Source organism: Floridaenema evergladense BLCC-F167 (assembly GCF_041929205.2).
Classification (GTDB): Bacteria; Cyanobacteriota; Cyanobacteriia; order Cyanobacteriales; family Aerosakkonemataceae; genus Floridanema; species Floridanema evergladense.
This window is the reverse complement of sequence record NZ_CM171625.1, coordinates 2,517,344-2,533,433: the sequence shown is the minus strand read 5'-3', so window position 1 is coordinate 2,533,433 and position 16,090 is coordinate 2,517,344. Positions and strand designations below refer to the sequence as shown.

Here is a 16,090-nt window from a genome sequence, read left to right as displayed (position 1 = left end):
GTTGATGAGCAAATGAGCGACCAAGAAGAAATTTTCCACCAATCAGAAATATTTGCTATCCCCACAGCACCACCGGAATTTAAATCAGGTTTTATCGGCATTATCGGTCGTCCTAATGTGGGCAAATCCACCCTAATGAATTTATTAGTAGGACAAAAAATTGCCATTACTTCCCCAGTCGCGCAAACTACCCGCAATCGTCTGCGAGGAATTTTAACCACAGAAAAAGCCCAAATAATTTTTGTTGATACTCCCGGTATTCATAAACCTCATCACCGCTTAGGAGAAGTTTTAGTAAAAAATGCCCAATCTGCGATTCAATCAGTGGATTTATTGCTGTTTTTGGTGGATGCTTCCCAAGCAGCGGGAGGTGGCGATCGTTTTATTGTCGAACTATTAGAAAAAACCAAAACTCCAGTAATCTTAGGATTGAATAAATCAGACCAACAACCCGCAAACTTTCAACCTATTGATGATAGTTACATTCAAATAGCTACAAATTATAATTGGCCTTTTGTCAAATTTTCCGCCTTGACAAGTGAAGGAACAGAAGCACTCCAAAACTTATTAATTAGCAACTTAGAACCTGGCCCCTATTATTATCCCCCCGATTTAGTCACAGATCAACCAGAACGTTTTATTATGGGCGAATTAATCCGCGAGCAAATTTTACTATTAACTCGTGAAGAAGTTCCCCACTCAGTAGCAGTGACGATCGAACAAGTAGAAGAAACTCCAACAATTACTCGCGTTTGGGCTACAATTCATGTTGAACGTGATTCCCAAAAAGGAATTTTAATCGGTAAAGGTGGGGGAATGCTGAAAGCGATTGGTAGCGCCGCTAGAGAACAAATGCAAAAATTGATCGCTGGAAAAATCTATCTAGAATTGTTTGTGAAAGTGCAACCAAAATGGCGGCAATCTCGCCTACATTTAGCTGAATTTGGTTATAAAATAGAGGATTGACTGCTATAAATTAAATTATTTTTATATAAGTTATTATGGAATAGGGAAAATGGCGTAATTGAAAGGGAAATTTAATCTGTTGATAGATAAATTTTCTGTTCGCTTTTTAATGAATTGATAGAAACGAATATAAATTAAAGTTTAAGATAGAATCGTAACATCAAGTGCCGGAATTCCACACTTAGCAAGAGGAAAAGATAAATTATGACTCTATCTTCTAAAGTTCAAATATTAGGGGAATTCCTAGAAGAAATCCCCGTTAGTAATGACTACCTCACCTTAAATTTTTCTCCCACCTCTGCGGCACGAAAACGTCGTTGGGAACACAATGGTATATCAGCAGACTTTTTAGGCGACTACTTCGCTGCTTTTTTCCCTGGTGATGCCACTTCCGAAAGCAAATTTAATCGAAAAAAAACAGTGAAAAGTATAGTTAGTTATATTGCTAACGAGCTTTTAGAAAATGCTGTTAAATACAGCGATAAAACCGCTAACTTACCAATTAGTATTACTTTATATTTATACGAACAGGAATTGATTTTTCTGGTTACTAATTACGCTCACGAAATAATTGTGGAAAAATATCAGAAATTTATCCGCGAACTGTTAAATTCCGATCCTGATGAATTTTATACCCGTCAGCTAGAAAAGAACGCACTGGGAATGGAAGAATCCAACATCGGGTTATTAACTATAATTAATGATTACTCTGCTCGCTTAGGCTGGAAATTCGATTACTTACAGCAAGATTTAAGAATTATTCATGTAAGTGTCATAGCACGTTTTGATATCTAAACTAAGCCAGTGATATATAATTGGCAGTAACAAAAAACTACGAAGAGATAGAAATAGTAAATAAATACTATTAATTTGAGGAGGTGTAAACAATTGCTGGAAATTAAAACAGATGACTATCAAATATGGCACGATCTAGAGACATCAACTGTGTTCTTTCGAGGTTTTCTGCGATTAGCTGGAATGGAGGAATATAGACCTGTCATGGAATTGTTGATGAATGTGTTTGAGGAAATCCCTAATTTTACAATAGACTTGCAGGAATTAGAATTTCTCAACAGTTCAGGAATTAGTATGCTGTCTATGTTTGTCATCAAGGTGCGAGAAAAAGGTAATGCAAATCTAGTTTTACGAGCTTCAGACAAAATTCTTTGGCAGACAAAATCTTTAAAGAATTTACAAAGATTAATGCCTGGAATCACAATAGAATTTAGTTGAACCCAAGTTATTAAAATTATCAACCAAAATGGTATAGTTTAGTTTATTTTACTTCAGAAAGTGTGAGTAAAAGGGAAGTTTGCTACCTTCTCACTCAGTCTTAGCCTCAGTTTGCCAAAAATTTTTTATTAGCTCTTTGATTTAAATCAAGTTTTCTATTTTCTCGGTGATTCTTACAGATTACAGTATTAATACTTACTGTATTAATACTAACTTTAATAAGTTGGAGCGGGTTACAGTAGTTCATTTTAAATTTGTATGAAATAAGAAGTTAAAATTGCTGTTCAGGTAAAATACAGGTTATAAAGTTAGTTAAGTAATAATCATTACAAAACAATTAAAATTGTTTTGACTAAAATAAAAGATTCTGCAACAGCTAAAAATTATGCCTTGCCTCAGCTTCCTACTAGTAACAATGTTTGTCACACTTGTGTTGAACTGTATTTTATTAACCTGGCTACATTACCGTAATGCAGGTAAGTTCCAGAGTGCATATAAATTACTGCAAGCGGAGATAGAGGAGCGTAAGCAGGTGGAAGCAACTCTGAGAGAGGCGGAGGAAGTATTAAAACAGCAAACTGAGCAAGAGCGCATGATTACAGCGATCGCGCAGAATATTCGTCAATCCCTTGATTCAACACAAGTTCTGAATACTACTGTCGCTGAAGTTCGCCAATTTCTTGATACCGATCGAGTATTTATTTATCGTTTTGAACCTGATTGGAGTGGTACTATTGTTATCGAGTCTGTAGTCCCTGGATTGGCACCAGCAGTAGGAACAAACATTCAAGATACTTACTTTATAGAAACCTGCGGCGAACCTTACAAAAATGGTCGAATTCAGGCAATAGAAAATATTTATACAGCTGGTTTAACGCCATGTCATGTTGATTTATTAGCACGATTCCAAGTTAAAGCTAGTTTAGTAGTACCGATTTTAAAAGGTCAACAATTGTGGGGATTATTAGTTGCTTATCACTGTTCTAATCCGAGGAAATGGCAACAGTTAGAAATAGATTTACTACAAAAATTAGCAACACAAGTGGCGATCGCCATTCAACAAGCCGAACTTTATCATCAATTGAAAATTGCCAACAAAGAATTAAAAAGTCTTGTCAATATAGATGGATTAACTAAAGTAGCAAATCGGCGCAGATTCGATGAAGTTTTAGAACAAGAGTGGCTGATACTTAGAAGAGAACAACTTCCTCTGTCATTGATTTTTTGCGATGTAGATTATTTTAAACTTTATAATGACACTTATGGGCATCCAGCAGGTGATGAATGTCTGAAACAAATTGCTAACAAGCTTCAGCAAGTCACCAAACGTCCTAGAGATCTAGTTGCCAGATATGGAGGAGAAGAATTTGCTATTATTTTACCCAATACACCTTTAACAGGAGCAATTCATGTAGCTCAAGAAATTCAGACAAAAATTAAGGAATTAGCGATCGCTCACGATAATTCTAAAGTTAGCAATATTGTTACTTTAAGTTTAGGAGTTGCCAGTATGGTTCCTAGTCTTTGCACTTCTCCCACCACACTTTTGAAGAGTGCCGATCGAGCACTTTACCAAGCAAAAGAACAAGGACGCGATCGGGTTTTAGCTTGCCCTAATTCCGAGCAATTTAAATTATCTACTCTTGATTTTTAACTAGAATATTAGGGATAGAAATTACTTTATCTTGTTCGTATACAAAACCTTCTTTAATTGACAAAGCAATCTCTGCCTTTTGCAATTCTGTTCCCAAATACATCGCGTGTTCTACTTGAATACCCGGACAATCTGTGGCAATTTGTCTATAAATTTGTTTGGCAGATTTTCCTGAGTAACAGTTAATCACTTCTCCAGAACCAGGAGTTGTATGTTCCACAATAATTTTTTCATTCTGTACAGTAATTATAAAACTACCAACAGGGTCGGCATAATCTCGTTTCTGACAAATTTTGACATATTGAGACTGAATTACATTATCTGCATTTTCCCAACAATCATCATAAATATGACTGCTTTGACTAATAGTAATTAGTGGCCCCATTCTTAAATCATAATCAGACCTTTTAGCAATTTCATTTCGGATATGTTGCTGCAAAGCCCTTAATCCCATTGCATTTGCAGGCCAAGCACTAAACATATCATTACTACGAAAAGTTGCTGTTAAGGATAATTCATTTTCTACTATTCTTACCCAAATATGATTAAGACATGGTGGGCTTTGATTTTCTTCATGATCTTTCACATCCCAAAGTGACATTACTGCCCTAGCAGAATCGATATCAGCTATCAGTTTCTCAATCACTTGTTCAATTTGATCTTTGCCAAACCAAGACCTTAAACGTTGCCCATAAGTGTATTTAACTCCTTCTCTGTAAGGCGAATCATCTAAGATTTGGGAAATATATTCTTCTAGAAAACTTCTGTCGATCGGTAAATAATTGGGTTCGGGAAAATAAAAATTTTCTGGTTCATCAGTAACCACTGCCATTAAATCAATTAACTCTTGCCATTTACCATCGTAACCAGTAGGTCTTACTGTGCCAGTCGTCTTAATTCGGTGGATGATTTTTACCCAAGTTTCGGCTATTGTTTTGCCTTCAATGCGATGTCCGTAACGATGTCCTGGTAATAGAGTTGGAGTAACTTCAAGTTGAGGAAAAACTAACGGTTCTCCCCAAGGTGCTAAAATTTCTTTTGCTGAATATAACTTAACTAAATCTACTGCTTCGGTAATTGAATTAACTTGTTTTACTTCAACATTTTGCCGTAATTTTTCTAAAGCTGTGGCTGTAATTTCTATATCAATGTAACCTGTAACTGGAGACTTTATTACCCAACAATCTCGTCCCGTGTCGCTTTTGCCTTCAATAAATCCATGCTCAAAAAAGTCTAATAAACACTGACAACTACCAGCATTTTTATCTTCTTTGGTGGCGTTTAAAATTACTAATCTTCTCACATAAGGATTAGCTAATAAATTGCGAATTAGAAAGGAAATTCCTCTGGTTGGGCTATATAAATTACCAATTACAGCGTAATTATCAGGGGACAAATGTTTAGCTATTGTTTGTCTGACAGTCCATCCTGTAATTATCGCGGTTTGTCCGATGCCACAAATTAACTGATTGGGTTTGTAAAGTGCATTATATTTAAATTGAATAGCTGAGTTATTAATCATAGATAAGTTTAGCGATCGCTCAAACCTAAATCATATCAAATATTAAGGTTTTCGTTTCACTAGCAACAGACAATTTCGCCCATCTTCGCCTCGTTCATAAGATACACCATCGGTCAAGCGGCGAATTAATGACCAACCAAAACCACCTTCTTGCAGCGAACCGGGTGCTGGTTCTGGTAAGGTATTCGGATCGAAGGGGTCTCCTCGGTCCCAAATCCGAATTTCGATGCGATCGTCCCAACTGCTAAATTGAATTTCGATCGGGGTTTCTGGCGGTAATTTTTCGTGGGCGTGACGTACCGCATTGGTAAAACCTTCATCTAAGGCTAATTTAATCTCATCTAAAGGTATGTATTGGCGATCGGTTTTACGTACTAACCAGGAAAGTTTTGATTGATTACGAAAACACAATTCCTCAAACCATGATAATACCTGATTAAGGAAAGAGATATCACTTTTAACTGTCAAATTCTCTCTAAAAAAGATCCCTTGGCGGTTCCACCACTTCATAAGAAGTACCTAAATTTAATGATAACAATTACTTGAATTTACATTTAATTCGGGCGTAGATGCGATAAAAGCTGCTTTTCCCAAGTAGCGAATTCCTTCGGGTTTAGTGTCAAAGCGATAAGCTAAAACCTCCACACCTTGCGCTACTGCTTCTCGTAACATTTTCCCATAAACTGGATCGACCAGATCTCCGGGAGCAAAACTGTCGCAGTCTCCTCTATTAATAAAATAAAGCATTACTGCCCTTCCTGTGGGTAAAATTGAGATTAATTCTTGTAAATGTTTTTGCCCTCTAGTGGTAACAGTATCGGGAAATACTGCTAATCTACCTTGTGACCAAGTTGTATTTTTTACTTCCACATAAACAGGCAAATTTGCCTTGCTTCCTGATAATAAAAAGTCAATGCGACTTTTTTTATCTCGCCCATAAACTACCTCTGGTTTAATTTCTTGGTAATCACTTAATTCTGGGAAAATTCCGGCTTCTAAGCCTAGCTTGACGATCCGGTTTGGTAAATTTGTATTAATTCCCACCCAAGTCGGTTCATTATCAGAAACTTGAATCATTTCCCAGGTATAAGAAAGCTTTCTGGTAGGACTTGGATGATAAGAAACTTGTACCAAACTACCAGGTGTAGAAACTCCGGTCATTGGCCCTGTATTGGGGCAATGTGCTGTAATTAATTCTCCCGTAGCTAACTCAATATCGGCAAAAAATCGCTTATAACGTTTTATTAAAATTCCCGGAAATAGGGGAGGATATTGATAAATAAAAGGATAATTCATCGGGTTTCTATTGATAATTTAGGGCTTTGATTCTTTTTTTCATTGCTTTAGCTGCTAAAGCGTAACCGCCATCTGCACCATCTACAAAATGTACTTGACGACCATTGCGCTCAAAAACCAAACAGGTAACTATAGCCCGATCGGAATGATGTAATCCATAAACTAATTTTCCTTGCTGATACAGAGTTTCTAAATAGTTGGTTAATTCCTGCCTTTGTTCTGAGTTACCAGCAATAACCATACGCAGTATATCATCAAACTTTTTATAATCTGTAGAATCTAAGAAAAGATTTTTAACTTCTCCCCAATTGGTGTCATTAACTTTGACTTTCCATTTGATAAAAAATGCTCCTAAATAGTTCTCTAGTTTTATTTTGGATAAATACAATTGCTGTTGTAACCAGTTACCTACTGGTGAGCGAACTTTCGCTTCCTGCATCAATTTTTTCTCATCAAAACTCAGTTTCAGATTGTCGATCGGAATTGGATGGAAATCTATTTCTTCACCATAAATTTCACTAAATTTATTTAAAACTTGCCTGTAAATACAATTAGCTTCTTTCTGTTCAGTAGCTGTTGCTAATACCAAAATACTAACTATCTCACCATGCTGACTAGGGATATCTTGCCAACGACATTCCAACCCGGAAAAATCTGCTTCTGGTTGATATTCTTGCTCATTAACCAAATAAATATCTGCATACTCTGGATTTTTGACTAAATCTGTGGCATGAGTTAAACCGTAACCAGTAAAAACTGCTTGATGATAATGTTCTGAAGCTTTTATCTTAGCAATTTTGATAGCGTAGCCATTTTGATTAACTGCCGTTAGCGGAACAATTCCTACTCGCAAATCAAATTTAAATTCCTGCTTTGCCAAGTTTTTGGTAGCTAATAAAGCTTGTTTAGCTTGGGGTAAAAGTGAAGGCGGAATTAACAACGAAGCACCATCTCCACCAAAGACGAAAGGCACTTCAAACTCTTTGGTAATATTTAAAATAGCTACAATTGAACAAGCACCAATTAGATTAACTTCCTTGTAACGACCTGACTCGATCGCTTTCGTAGAACCGATAATATCTGTAACAACAACTTGCCAATCAGGAGGTACAGAAACATAATTTTGGGAATTCGTAATTTCCAAAAAATCTGCCAAAGCAGGTAATTGAGAATAAAAATAGTCGTTGGACATACTTTTCCTAATTGACAGTTCGCGATTGAATAGGTAAGGTACATTTAGTAATTCTTAAGAGTTTGTGTCTGCAATCAAGAAACCCTCTCGAACTTTAGTTAGCATTGCCGGAATTGTAGCTGTAGCGACCCTGATCAGTAAAGTCTTTGGGTTAGTGCGTCAGCAAGCGATCGCTGCTGCCTTTGGAGTAGGCGCAGCTGCCAATGCCTACAGCTATGCCTACATCCTCCCTGGTTTTCTATTAGTATTGCTAGGTGGCATCAACGGCCCATTTCACAGTGCTTTGGTTAGCGTACTAGCAAAACGGGAAAAAGAAGAAGCCGCTCCTATTGTAGAAACAATTACCACTTTTGTCAGTGGGCTTTTATTACTAGTTACGATCGCTTTAATTATTTTTGCTGAACCATTGGTAGATTTAGTCGCACCTGGATTAAATCAAACCCAAGGCATTAGTTCAGCACAAGCACAGACATTCGCACTCACCAAAGCGATCGCCATTCAACAACTACAAATTATGGCACCAATGGCATTATTCGCGGGTTTAATTGGCATTGGTTTTGCTACATTAAATGCGGCAGATCAGTATTGGTTGCCTTCAATTAGTCCCCTATTTTCCAGCATAACAGTTATCGGCGGATTAGCAGGTTTAGCCATAGTTTTAGGTGGCAAAATCACCTCTCCTGAATATGCGATGTTAGGCGGAATAGTGTTAGCGATCGGCACATTAGCAGGAGCAATTTTACAATGGTTAGTGCAGATAATTGCTCAATGGCGATCGGGTTTAGGAACCTTACGTTTACGCTTTGATTTTCAAAATCCCGGAGTCAAAGAAGTGCTAAGAATTATGGCACCTGCAACCTTTTCTTCCGGGATGTTACATATTAACGTTTACACCGATTTATTCTTCGCTTCTTTCATCCCCAAAGCTGCTGCTAGTTTAAGCTATGCCGGACTGTTAGTACAAACTCCATTAGGCATTATTTCCAATGTTTTATTAGTTCCCTTTTTGCCAATTTTCTCCCGACTTGCTGACCCTAAAGATTGGTCAGAATTAAAAGATAGAATTCGTCAAGCATTAATTCTCACCGCCCTTACAATGTTACCATTAGGGGCAATCATGGTATCTCTAGCCATGCCGATCGTTCAAGTAGTTTATCAAAGAGGCGCATTCGATCAACAAGCTTCTCAACTAGTAGCATCCCTATTAATTGTTTATGGTCTAGGAATGTTTTTCTACTTAGGGCGAGATGTTTTAGTCCGAGTATTTTATGCCTTGGGAGATGCAGATACACCCTTTAGAATTAGCATCCTTAATATCTTCCTCAACGCCCTCTTAGACTTCATTTTCTTTAAACCTTTTGGCGCACCAGGATTAGTTTTAGCCACAATGGGAGTTAACATCACTTCCATGATCTTTCTCACCTGGCGACTGCATCAGAAACTAAATGGTTTACCCGTGAAAAAATGGTCATTAAAAATTGGTGCTTTAGGTGGTGCTAGTATTTTTACAGGTGTAATTTCTTGGGGTATTAGTTGGGGTTGGCAAAGAGTTATTCCCAATCAAAACTTGTTAACTCAACTCTTAGAATTAGCGATCGCCGGATCGATTGGTTTAGTCTTTTTTGCCTTCTGCGCCATCCAATTGAAATTGCCAGAAGTAGAACTTTTAGTTCATCGAATAAGCCAGAAACTTGGTAGATAAACGAATTGGTAACTGGTCATTTGTCAGGTCAGTCTAACTTAGGTACTTAAAAATTGCTAAATAGTAAACCATGACCAATGACCAATGACCTATATCCTACATATTCCGTTGAAACTCTTCCAAAATATCCATCAAATTTACTTGACTAGCGGTAGGAATCAAATCAGCTAAAGGAAGATCGCGTTTGCCACCAATTTTTACGGGAATATCCTCTAAAATTTGCGACACTTTGCTTTCATCTAAAGAGTTGCTTTCTAGCAGAGGATAGACTCGTTCAGCAACCAAAGTATGTAAATGTGCTTCCCGCAAATAAAGATGCCATTTGGCAATATCGATATAAACATTGCTGCCAATTTCAGCGGCAAGAGATTCGATCGCCCGTGAAGTATTTGTATTAGTCATAATCACTTACTCTTGTGAAATTCCTCAAAAATCAAGTTTTGTTTTAATTAAAACAAACTTGATGAAGTTGAAACATCTCTGCAAAGTCAGAGAATTTACCTTAACCAGAGGAGGATTTAGAAGCAGTTTCTTCCGTTACAATTGTGGGTTGAGAGTAATTAGCGATCGCAAAAATATACAAAGCATGGGCAAACAAAATAGTCGCCCATCCGCCTGTCACCCAAACCGCCCAAGGCCAATCAGCTTTTTGTAAATTATGGAAAAACCATAACCCGGAATTACAAGCTGCAAAAATTGCTACATGAGTGGCAAAATTCATCCGGTCATCGAGTTTGCGGAAAGCGGGGTCTTTGCGATCGGGTTTTCGGGGCCAACGAGGAGGCATGGAAAATCTCTAAATAAATGGACAATTGATTTGATTACCTTAATTTTAGAGTAATATTAATCCCTGATTGGAAACTTCCCCTTGGCATCTGACAACATTTGTAAATATCTCACCGAAAAGTACCCAGCACAATTTGTCCGCTGGTTACTTAACAAAGAACCCCAAAATATCCAAGTCCTAAAAACTGAATTAAGCGTCGAACCAATTCGCGCCGACAGCCTAATTTTATTACAAATTGACGAGCAAATACTGCACCTAGAATTTCAAACCTTACCCTATTCCCAACCGCCACTTCCATTTCGGATGCTGCAATATTGGGTGAGACTACAAGCACAATTTTGGGGCAAAGAAATAGTGCAAGTGGTCATTTTCCTCAAAGAAATCGACTCCGATGCCGTGTTTACATACTCTTACCAAAGTACTAACATCAGGCATCAATATCGAGTGATTCGTTTGTGGGAACAAGAACCCACACCTTTCTTAGCAGATCCAGCACTTTTGCCCCTAGCTACCTTAACTAGAAGCAATCAGCCTAACATTTTATTAGAGCAAGTTGCCAGCCAAATCGCTAGGATTGAAGAAATAGAACAGCGCCGTAATATTTCAGCCTGTGCTGAAGTTTTCGCTGGGTTACGATTTAATCAAGCTTTAATTCGTCAATTAATTAAAGGAGAATTTATGCGAGAATCTGTAATTTACCAAGAAATCCTTCAAGAAGGTGTACAACAAGGAAAAAAACAAGGAGAATTAGCTTTAATGATGCGCCTCCTAAACCGTCGATTTGGTTCGATCGATACCCAATTACAAGAAAACCTGGAAAAATTATCCATTTCTCAATTGGAAGAATTAGGTGAATTGTTGTTAGATTTCTCGACAATTTCCCAATTAACTGATTGGTTGCAACGCCAGTAATAATTAATTTAATGCTAAGAAACCGGGTTTTTCAGGTTAAACAAACCCGGTTTTTGTCATGGTAAGTTCGATCGCCATTAGCTAGACTGACTCTCTGCTATTGACTGCACTTGTGCGATCGGCAAATCCAACGCCTCTGCAATTTGTTCCACCGTCAAACCTAACGCGAATAACCTTGGTACAGCCTCTAATTTTGCTTCCTGTTTAATTGATTGATACATCCTTGTTTGCCGAAATTCATCATCTATTAAACCCAACATTTCTGCTAACTCCTCCCGACTTAACTGAGTAAGTTTGTACAACAAGATAGTTTCGATCAATTCTAATATTTCTCGCGTTGTCGCTGCATCTTCAATTTCCTCCCTTGTTTGCAAAATTAATCTTCTCGCCCGTTCAATAGCCGTTTCTTCCCTCTCAACTATTAATTGTACAATGCCAATTCCCAGCGATGTAGTTTCTCCCAATTCATTTAGGTAGATGCGTCTAACTCGCTGACTATCAATTAATTCTTGATATGTTGCCAAATCATCTGCCTCAACACTGCGATTAGGATAAATTACAACCACACGCCATAAATTCACCGCCGGATTTTGCCTTAGATAAAGAAAGATTTCGGCGAATAAACGACGGTAAAATGTCAAATCTAATTGAAATTGAACTTCTACAAAATAAACTGGTTCTCTAGCAGCATCGGATTTGGGAACAAAAACTCCATCCATCCGAAAAGCAGTTTGCTTGAGTTCCACAGAGGTAAATTCGTAATTTCTCGCCTCCTGGTATTGGCGATCGATCAATTCAAAAAATATCCCCGGAAACTCTTGAAACAACCGATAAAAAAGCGTATCTGTTCTCAATTTCTTACCTCAATCTACCCTTTGATAATCTCCCGACTTCCCACCCGTCTTACTAATTAACCGAATCGCCTCAATTTGCATCGACTTCTCCAAAGCTTTCGCCATATCATAAAGCGTCAACGCTGCCACAGAAACCGCAGTCAAAGCTTCCATTTCTACACCAGTTTCTGCCTTAGTTTTTACTCTTGCCCGAATTTGATATCCCGGCAATTCGGTATCTGCCGTAATCTGCACCTCAACCTTTTGCAAAGGTAAAGGATGACAGAGGGGAATTAACATCCAAGTTTGTTTCGCTGCCATAATTCCCGCTATCCTCGCCGTTCCCAAAACATCTCCTTTCGGGGCGTTTCCCGATTCTATTGCCTCCATCGTCTGCACTGACATCCGCACCTGCGCCGCTGCGACAGCTTCCCTGACACTGGCTTGTTTGGCTGAAACGTCCACCATCCGCGCTTCCCCGCTTGCGTCCAAATGAGTTAAAGCAGAATTTTCGGAAAACTCTTGCACCATTTTGAAAACCTATGTTAGTATAAGATTCTGTGAGTCACAAGGGCTTGTAGCTTAGTGGATTAGAGCGTGTGGCTACGGACCACAAGGTCGGGGGTTCGAGTCCCTCCAAGCCCGTTCCTTAATACTTGTAAATTTTGAGTTATGAGTCCTGAATTAGGATAATAACTCAAAATTTGTAGTTAATATCATTACTTGCCTTTAGTTATACGAATGAGTTGACCTTTTTTAGCCGATGAGCTAGAAGTCCATAATACAGTTTTATTTAAGTCAGTCAAATTAAACTTACACTGAACATCAAGGCAAAGAATATAGTCAAAATTTAAAGCTTTAGATTCTAACTCATTCTGCGGAACAGGAGTAAATTTTACTTGTGGATTTTGCAAGAGGTAATTGTATACCCAAGTAGTCTCCTCTGCAACTAGGGCAACTCGTGCCCCACGAGGAAGAAGTTTGATCGACTCTTTTACTCTAGAGTCTCCAAAAAAAACTTCTGCATAATATAGTCTGTTTGTACCCAGCTTAGTTTTTCCCCAAATACTATTTTTAAAAATTACGTAAGGCAGATTAATCGCATTGATATTTGAATTAGTAAATATAGTTTTATCTAAAGTGATAAATGGCTTTGCTGCATTAACGCTACAAGCAAAGAATAGAATCAGAATAGATATATATTTTACTATTCTTAGTAATATCTTTTTACTTTCAAATATTTGGATAAAATAAGCAACACATCCGCCTGAAGCACCAAAGAAAATTGAAAGATAACGATTATGAAAAGGAGTCCAAGTTAATGTGTAACATAAAATAAAAACATAGGTTAGTAAAGTTAGACTTGATGCTCTTAAAAACTTGTGTCCTTTGATGGTTGAGTATAAAATAGCTGGGATGACTATTAAAAATCCAAAAGGACCAAACCAAGCCATATCTTCGTGACTCCACCAAGATAGTCGAAATGGTCCTCCAAAGCCTTCTTTAATCGCAGCATTACCCACAATTGGATAGATGAAAGAATAGTAAATATTTTGGAGAAAATCAGTAAAACTAGAACCAATAATACGACGAGAAATAATATTACCAATCTCTAATACATCAATACTGTGAAAAATATACCTAACTAGGTTAGCAAAAGCTCCTTTTAGTCCATCTGTGTGTTTACTAAAAGCGTTAAATTCAGGAGTTCCTGACCAACTACCCCAAACAAAAACATTATGGATAAAAAGCCAAAATTGCGAAAAAATAAACAAGGGAATTCCCAAAGTAATTAAAATCTGCCAATTACTAAAAATTAACTGTTTCCAAATTTTTAAAGGATATTTTCGTAATAGTAAAATACCGAAAATTATGCTAAAAGGAAAACCGAAGGCAATCCAGGTTGTCTTAACAGAGATTCCCCAAGTTAACCCAAGAATAAGAATTACCAAGTCTGTTAAATTGGCGAGTTCTAAAAGACGATTAACTGTTAAAAAACAAAAAACGGCCATAGCGCCAGCTACAATATCATTTTTAGTTGATGTAGCTTGATAAACGAGTTCGGGTAAGCTAATAATTACTACAGTGGCTGTTAAGGATAGTTCAGTGGATGTGTACCGACGGGACAAAGCATAAGTTCCAAAGGCTATTGATAGATAAGACAAAAAACTAAATATACCAATTCCATAGTCTGTATAAAATCTTAGAAAAATATGGTGTAGTATATCAGAACCTAATGGATATATTGATTGCCAAATATTAGTAACATTCGTAAGAAGTAAAGTTTTCTCTTGTTGGAATAGCAGAACTCTTGCTAAATTATATGTCATGCTATCCACATTGGAAGGAGGGAGAAGAATCGCTTGTAATCCCAAGTAAATCCAGGCAAAACAAACCAAACTTGTCACTAATTTGTATTGAGTCCAAAAACTAATTATTCTTTGTCCAAAAATGCGAATATATTCTATTTTTTTTTTACCTTTGAAAACAGCCAAATAAGTATCAAGCCTTCTAAAAAGAAAGACAAATTTGGTTGACCAATTAAAAAGACAAATTGAAAGATAAATGAGAGAGCTAAAAAGGCTAAAATTAGCCCCAATGATATGGCTTCAGAAATTCTCACATCAGGGCGATAGATCAATAGGGTAGATCCAAGACAAAATAAAAGAATCTCAAGAAGTGAAATAATTGCAGTCATTTTTATTTATTAGATTAAACTTTGATAACTATAATGTTATTTGGCAGATTAGTCATAAGTATAGCAAATCACTACTTTGTTGTAAAATTGTACAAGCATAAGTGTAATTCACTCAAGTTGCTAGTTATTATTTTTGGGTGATTTCTTAATGTGTAGGGTGGGTCAGATACTAAGATCTTTAGAGAGGAATACAAATTTTAAGCTTCTGGTCTACCCTACGGAATCAACTAGCAACTTGCGTTAATAATGACTTATAGCTAAACGCTATGGATACACCTATCGTTCTGTATGGTGTTCGATCGCATCCACCACTTCCCTCACTCGGTAGATTGGTCTTCCTTGAGATTCATGGTAAGTTCGCATTAGCAATTCTGCCAATAATCCAAAGCTAAATAGTTGCACGCCAGTTAATAACAACACAACTGCTAAAACCAATAAGGGACGATTACCAATTTCTTCTCCTAATACTAATTTCACAAAAGTTAGATAACTGCCAATTGTAATTCCGGCAAACATGGAAACTAAACCCAACCATCCAAAAACGTGCATGGGACGGGTGAGAAACTTCTTCATAAACCAAATAGTTAGCAAGTCCATTAATACCCGAAAAGTTCGTCCTAAACCATACTTACTTTGACCAAAACGACGTGCATGATGACGGACAGGAATTTCGGTAATTCTTGCACCTTCAATGTAAGCTAATGCAGGTAAAAAGCGATGTAATTCGCCATAAAGATTCATGTCGGCAACTAGTTCGGAACGGTATGCTTTTAGAGAACAACCATAATCATGTAATTTTACACCTGTAACTTTGCCAATTAACCAATTAGCAATTTTAGAAGGTAGCAGTCTATTTAAAGCACTATCTTGGCGATTTTTCCGCCAACCACTGACTAAATCATAACCTTCTTCTAATTTTGCGATTAACAAGGGTATATCAACAGGATCGTTTTGTAAATCGCCATCTAAGGTAACAATAACCTGTCCTTTGGCATAGTTGAAACCTGCTGCCATTGCCGCAGTTTGCCCGTAATTTCTTCTTAGTAAAACTGCTCTTAAATCTGTTCTTAGTATTGCTTGTTCTCGGAGTAGTTGGGTAGATCCATCTTTGGAACCGTCATCTACTAAAATTATTTCGTAGTTGAGTCCTGAATTTGTCAAAGCATTAGCGATCGCATTAATTAAATGCGGTATACTTTCTACTTCATTGTAAATCGGCACTACTACCGATACATTTAGTTGATAGGGAAAAGTATTTTGTCGAACACTGTTTTGGTAAATTATCGCAGTCATGG

General features: G+C 37.3%; 17 protein-coding genes and 1 tRNA gene. 7 read left to right on the top strand and 11 right to left on the bottom strand.

Going from position 1 to position 16,090, the window contains the following annotated elements:
* Nucleotides 1–12 precede the first annotated feature (12 nt).
* The 4 genes from era to ACE1CA_RS12415 all read left to right on the top strand — a co-directional run bounded on the left by era (nucleotide 13) and on the right by ACE1CA_RS12415 (nucleotide 3,853).
* Nucleotides 13–966, top strand: a complete 954-nt coding sequence (era, locus tag ACE1CA_RS12430) for a GTPase Era (RefSeq protein WP_413277889.1) — start codon at nucleotides 13–15, stop codon at nucleotides 964–966.
* A gap of 204 nt (nucleotides 967–1,170) precedes the next feature.
* Complete coding sequence (locus tag ACE1CA_RS12425; RefSeq protein ID WP_413277888.1) at nucleotides 1,171–1,761, top strand: slr1658 family protein; 591 nt, start codon at nucleotides 1,171–1,173, stop codon at nucleotides 1,759–1,761.
* 96 nt (nucleotides 1,762–1,857) lie between these two features.
* The gene (locus ACE1CA_RS12420; protein WP_459563608.1) at nucleotides 1,858–2,199 is read left to right on the top strand and encodes a slr1659 superfamily regulator; all 342 of its coding nucleotides are present in this window, start codon (nucleotides 1,858–1,860) and stop codon (nucleotides 2,197–2,199) included.
* A 415-nt stretch (nucleotides 2,200–2,614) separates the two neighbouring features.
* Complete coding sequence (locus tag ACE1CA_RS12415) at nucleotides 2,615–3,853, top strand: sensor domain-containing diguanylate cyclase (protein WP_413277886.1); 1,239 nt, start codon at nucleotides 2,615–2,617, stop codon at nucleotides 3,851–3,853.
* Here the strand turns inward: ACE1CA_RS12415 and ACE1CA_RS12410 are convergent.
* Genes ACE1CA_RS12410 through ACE1CA_RS12395 form a run of 4 tightly spaced genes read right to left on the bottom strand, consistent with a single transcriptional unit; the run spans nucleotide 3,837 to nucleotide 7,863 of the window.
* Nucleotides 3,837–5,375 (bottom strand): thymidylate synthase, encoded by a 1,539-nt coding sequence (locus ACE1CA_RS12410; RefSeq protein ID WP_413277885.1) that lies wholly within the window; start codon nucleotides 5,373–5,375, stop codon nucleotides 3,837–3,839. The genes ACE1CA_RS12415 and ACE1CA_RS12410 overlap by 17 nt on opposite strands.
* A 42-nt stretch (nucleotides 5,376–5,417) precedes the next feature.
* Nucleotides 5,418–5,885 carry an ATP-binding protein gene (locus tag ACE1CA_RS12405; RefSeq protein WP_413277884.1) on the bottom strand — a complete coding sequence of 156 codons (468 nt, stop codon included), beginning with the start codon at nucleotides 5,883–5,885 and terminating at the stop codon, nucleotides 5,418–5,420.
* Nucleotides 5,886–5,900: 15 nt separating this feature from the next.
* Nucleotides 5,901–6,671: a DNA/RNA nuclease SfsA gene (gene sfsA, locus ACE1CA_RS12400; protein WP_413277883.1), complete on the bottom strand. Its 771-nt coding sequence runs from the start codon at nucleotides 6,669–6,671 to the stop codon at nucleotides 5,901–5,903.
* A 7-nt stretch (nucleotides 6,672–6,678) separates the two neighbouring features.
* A complete protein-coding gene (locus tag ACE1CA_RS12395; RefSeq protein ID WP_413277882.1) occupies nucleotides 6,679–7,863 on the bottom strand; it encodes a DUF3095 domain-containing protein in 1,185 nt (394 codons plus the stop codon).
* Nucleotides 7,864–7,927: 64 nt separating this feature from the next.
* On the opposite strand from ACE1CA_RS12395, the gene murJ reads away from it, so the two are divergent.
* A complete protein-coding gene (gene murJ, locus ACE1CA_RS12390) occupies nucleotides 7,928–9,565 on the top strand; it encodes a murein biosynthesis integral membrane protein MurJ (RefSeq protein WP_413277881.1) in 1,638 nt (545 codons plus the stop codon).
* A 96-nt stretch (nucleotides 9,566–9,661) separates the two neighbouring features.
* On the opposite strand, the gene ACE1CA_RS12385 is transcribed toward murJ, so the two are convergent.
* Complete coding sequence (locus ACE1CA_RS12385) at nucleotides 9,662–9,967, bottom strand: DUF3181 family protein (protein WP_413277880.1); 306 nt, start codon at nucleotides 9,965–9,967, stop codon at nucleotides 9,662–9,664.
* A 100-nt stretch (nucleotides 9,968–10,067) separates the two neighbouring features.
* A complete protein-coding gene (locus ACE1CA_RS12380) occupies nucleotides 10,068–10,352 on the bottom strand; it encodes a 2TM domain-containing protein (protein ID WP_413277879.1) in 285 nt (94 codons plus the stop codon).
* 81 nt (nucleotides 10,353–10,433) lie between these two features.
* Between ACE1CA_RS12380 and ACE1CA_RS12375 the strand changes: the two genes are divergently transcribed.
* The gene (locus ACE1CA_RS12375) at nucleotides 10,434–11,264 is read left to right on the top strand and encodes a DUF4351 domain-containing protein (RefSeq protein WP_413277878.1); all 831 of its coding nucleotides are present in this window, start codon (nucleotides 10,434–10,436) and stop codon (nucleotides 11,262–11,264) included.
* A 77-nt stretch (nucleotides 11,265–11,341) separates the two neighbouring features.
* Here ACE1CA_RS12375 and ACE1CA_RS12370 read toward each other — a convergent pair whose 3' ends face one another.
* Nucleotides 11,342–12,118: an Rpn family recombination-promoting nuclease/putative transposase gene (locus ACE1CA_RS12370; protein WP_413277877.1), complete on the bottom strand. Its 777-nt coding sequence runs from the start codon at nucleotides 12,116–12,118 to the stop codon at nucleotides 11,342–11,344.
* 9 nt (nucleotides 12,119–12,127) lie between these two features.
* The gene (gene moaC, locus ACE1CA_RS12365; RefSeq protein ID WP_413277876.1) at nucleotides 12,128–12,628 is read right to left on the bottom strand and encodes a cyclic pyranopterin monophosphate synthase MoaC; all 501 of its coding nucleotides are present in this window, start codon (nucleotides 12,626–12,628) and stop codon (nucleotides 12,128–12,130) included.
* Between the two features lie 40 nt (nucleotides 12,629–12,668).
* Here moaC and ACE1CA_RS12360 point away from each other — a divergent pair.
* Nucleotides 12,669–12,742: transfer RNA gene (locus ACE1CA_RS12360), tRNA-Arg, on the top strand.
* A 74-nt stretch (nucleotides 12,743–12,816) separates the two neighbouring features.
* Here ACE1CA_RS12360 and ACE1CA_RS12355 read toward each other — a convergent pair.
* The 3 genes from ACE1CA_RS12355 to ACE1CA_RS12345 form a co-directional block, all read right to left on the bottom strand.
* Complete coding sequence (locus ACE1CA_RS12355; RefSeq protein ID WP_413277875.1) at nucleotides 12,817–14,592, bottom strand: hypothetical protein; 1,776 nt, start codon at nucleotides 14,590–14,592, stop codon at nucleotides 12,817–12,819.
* Nucleotides 14,562–14,795 carry a hypothetical protein gene (locus ACE1CA_RS12350; protein ID WP_413277874.1) on the bottom strand — a complete coding sequence of 78 codons (234 nt, stop codon included), beginning with the start codon at nucleotides 14,793–14,795 and terminating at the stop codon, nucleotides 14,562–14,564. The genes ACE1CA_RS12355 and ACE1CA_RS12350 overlap by 31 nt, the downstream gene beginning before the upstream one ends.
* A gap of 276 nt (nucleotides 14,796–15,071) precedes the next feature.
* Nucleotides 15,072–16,088, bottom strand: a complete 1,017-nt coding sequence (locus tag ACE1CA_RS12345; RefSeq protein WP_413277873.1) for a glycosyltransferase family 2 protein — start codon at nucleotides 16,086–16,088, stop codon at nucleotides 15,072–15,074.
* Between the last annotated feature and the right edge of the window lie 2 nt (nucleotides 16,089–16,090).

Coding starts and splice junctions, on each gene's coding strand:
- ACE1CA_RS12410 (WP_413277885.1), bottom strand. CDS start 5,375: ATGATTAATAACTCAGCTATTCAATTTAAATATAATGCACTTTACAAA.
- ACE1CA_RS12405 (WP_413277884.1), bottom strand. CDS start 5,885: ATGAAGTGGTGGAACCGCCAAGGGATCTTTTTTAGAGAGAATTTGACA.
- ACE1CA_RS12350 (WP_413277874.1), bottom strand. CDS start 14,795: ATGACTGCAATTATTTCACTTCTTGAGATTCTTTTATTTTGTCTTGGA.
- ACE1CA_RS12380 (WP_413277879.1), bottom strand. CDS start 10,352: ATGCCTCCTCGTTGGCCCCGAAAACCCGATCGCAAAGACCCCGCTTTC.
- ACE1CA_RS12345 (WP_413277873.1), bottom strand. CDS start 16,088: ATGACTGCGATAATTTACCAAAACAGTGTTCGACAAAATACTTTTCCC.
- ACE1CA_RS12425 (WP_413277888.1), top strand. CDS start 1,171: ATGACTCTATCTTCTAAAGTTCAAATATTAGGGGAATTCCTAGAAGAA.
- sfsA (WP_413277883.1), bottom strand. CDS start 6,671: ATGAATTATCCTTTTATTTATCAATATCCTCCCCTATTTCCGGGAATT.
- moaC (WP_413277876.1), bottom strand. CDS start 12,628: ATGGTGCAAGAGTTTTCCGAAAATTCTGCTTTAACTCATTTGGACGCA.
- era (WP_413277889.1), top strand. CDS start 13: ATGAGCGACCAAGAAGAAATTTTCCACCAATCAGAAATATTTGCTATC.
- ACE1CA_RS12385 (WP_413277880.1), bottom strand. CDS start 9,967: ATGACTAATACAAATACTTCACGGGCGATCGAATCTCTTGCCGCTGAA.
- ACE1CA_RS12415 (WP_413277886.1), top strand. CDS start 2,615: ATGTTTGTCACACTTGTGTTGAACTGTATTTTATTAACCTGGCTACAT.
- ACE1CA_RS12395 (WP_413277882.1), bottom strand. CDS start 7,863: ATGTCCAACGACTATTTTTATTCTCAATTACCTGCTTTGGCAGATTTT.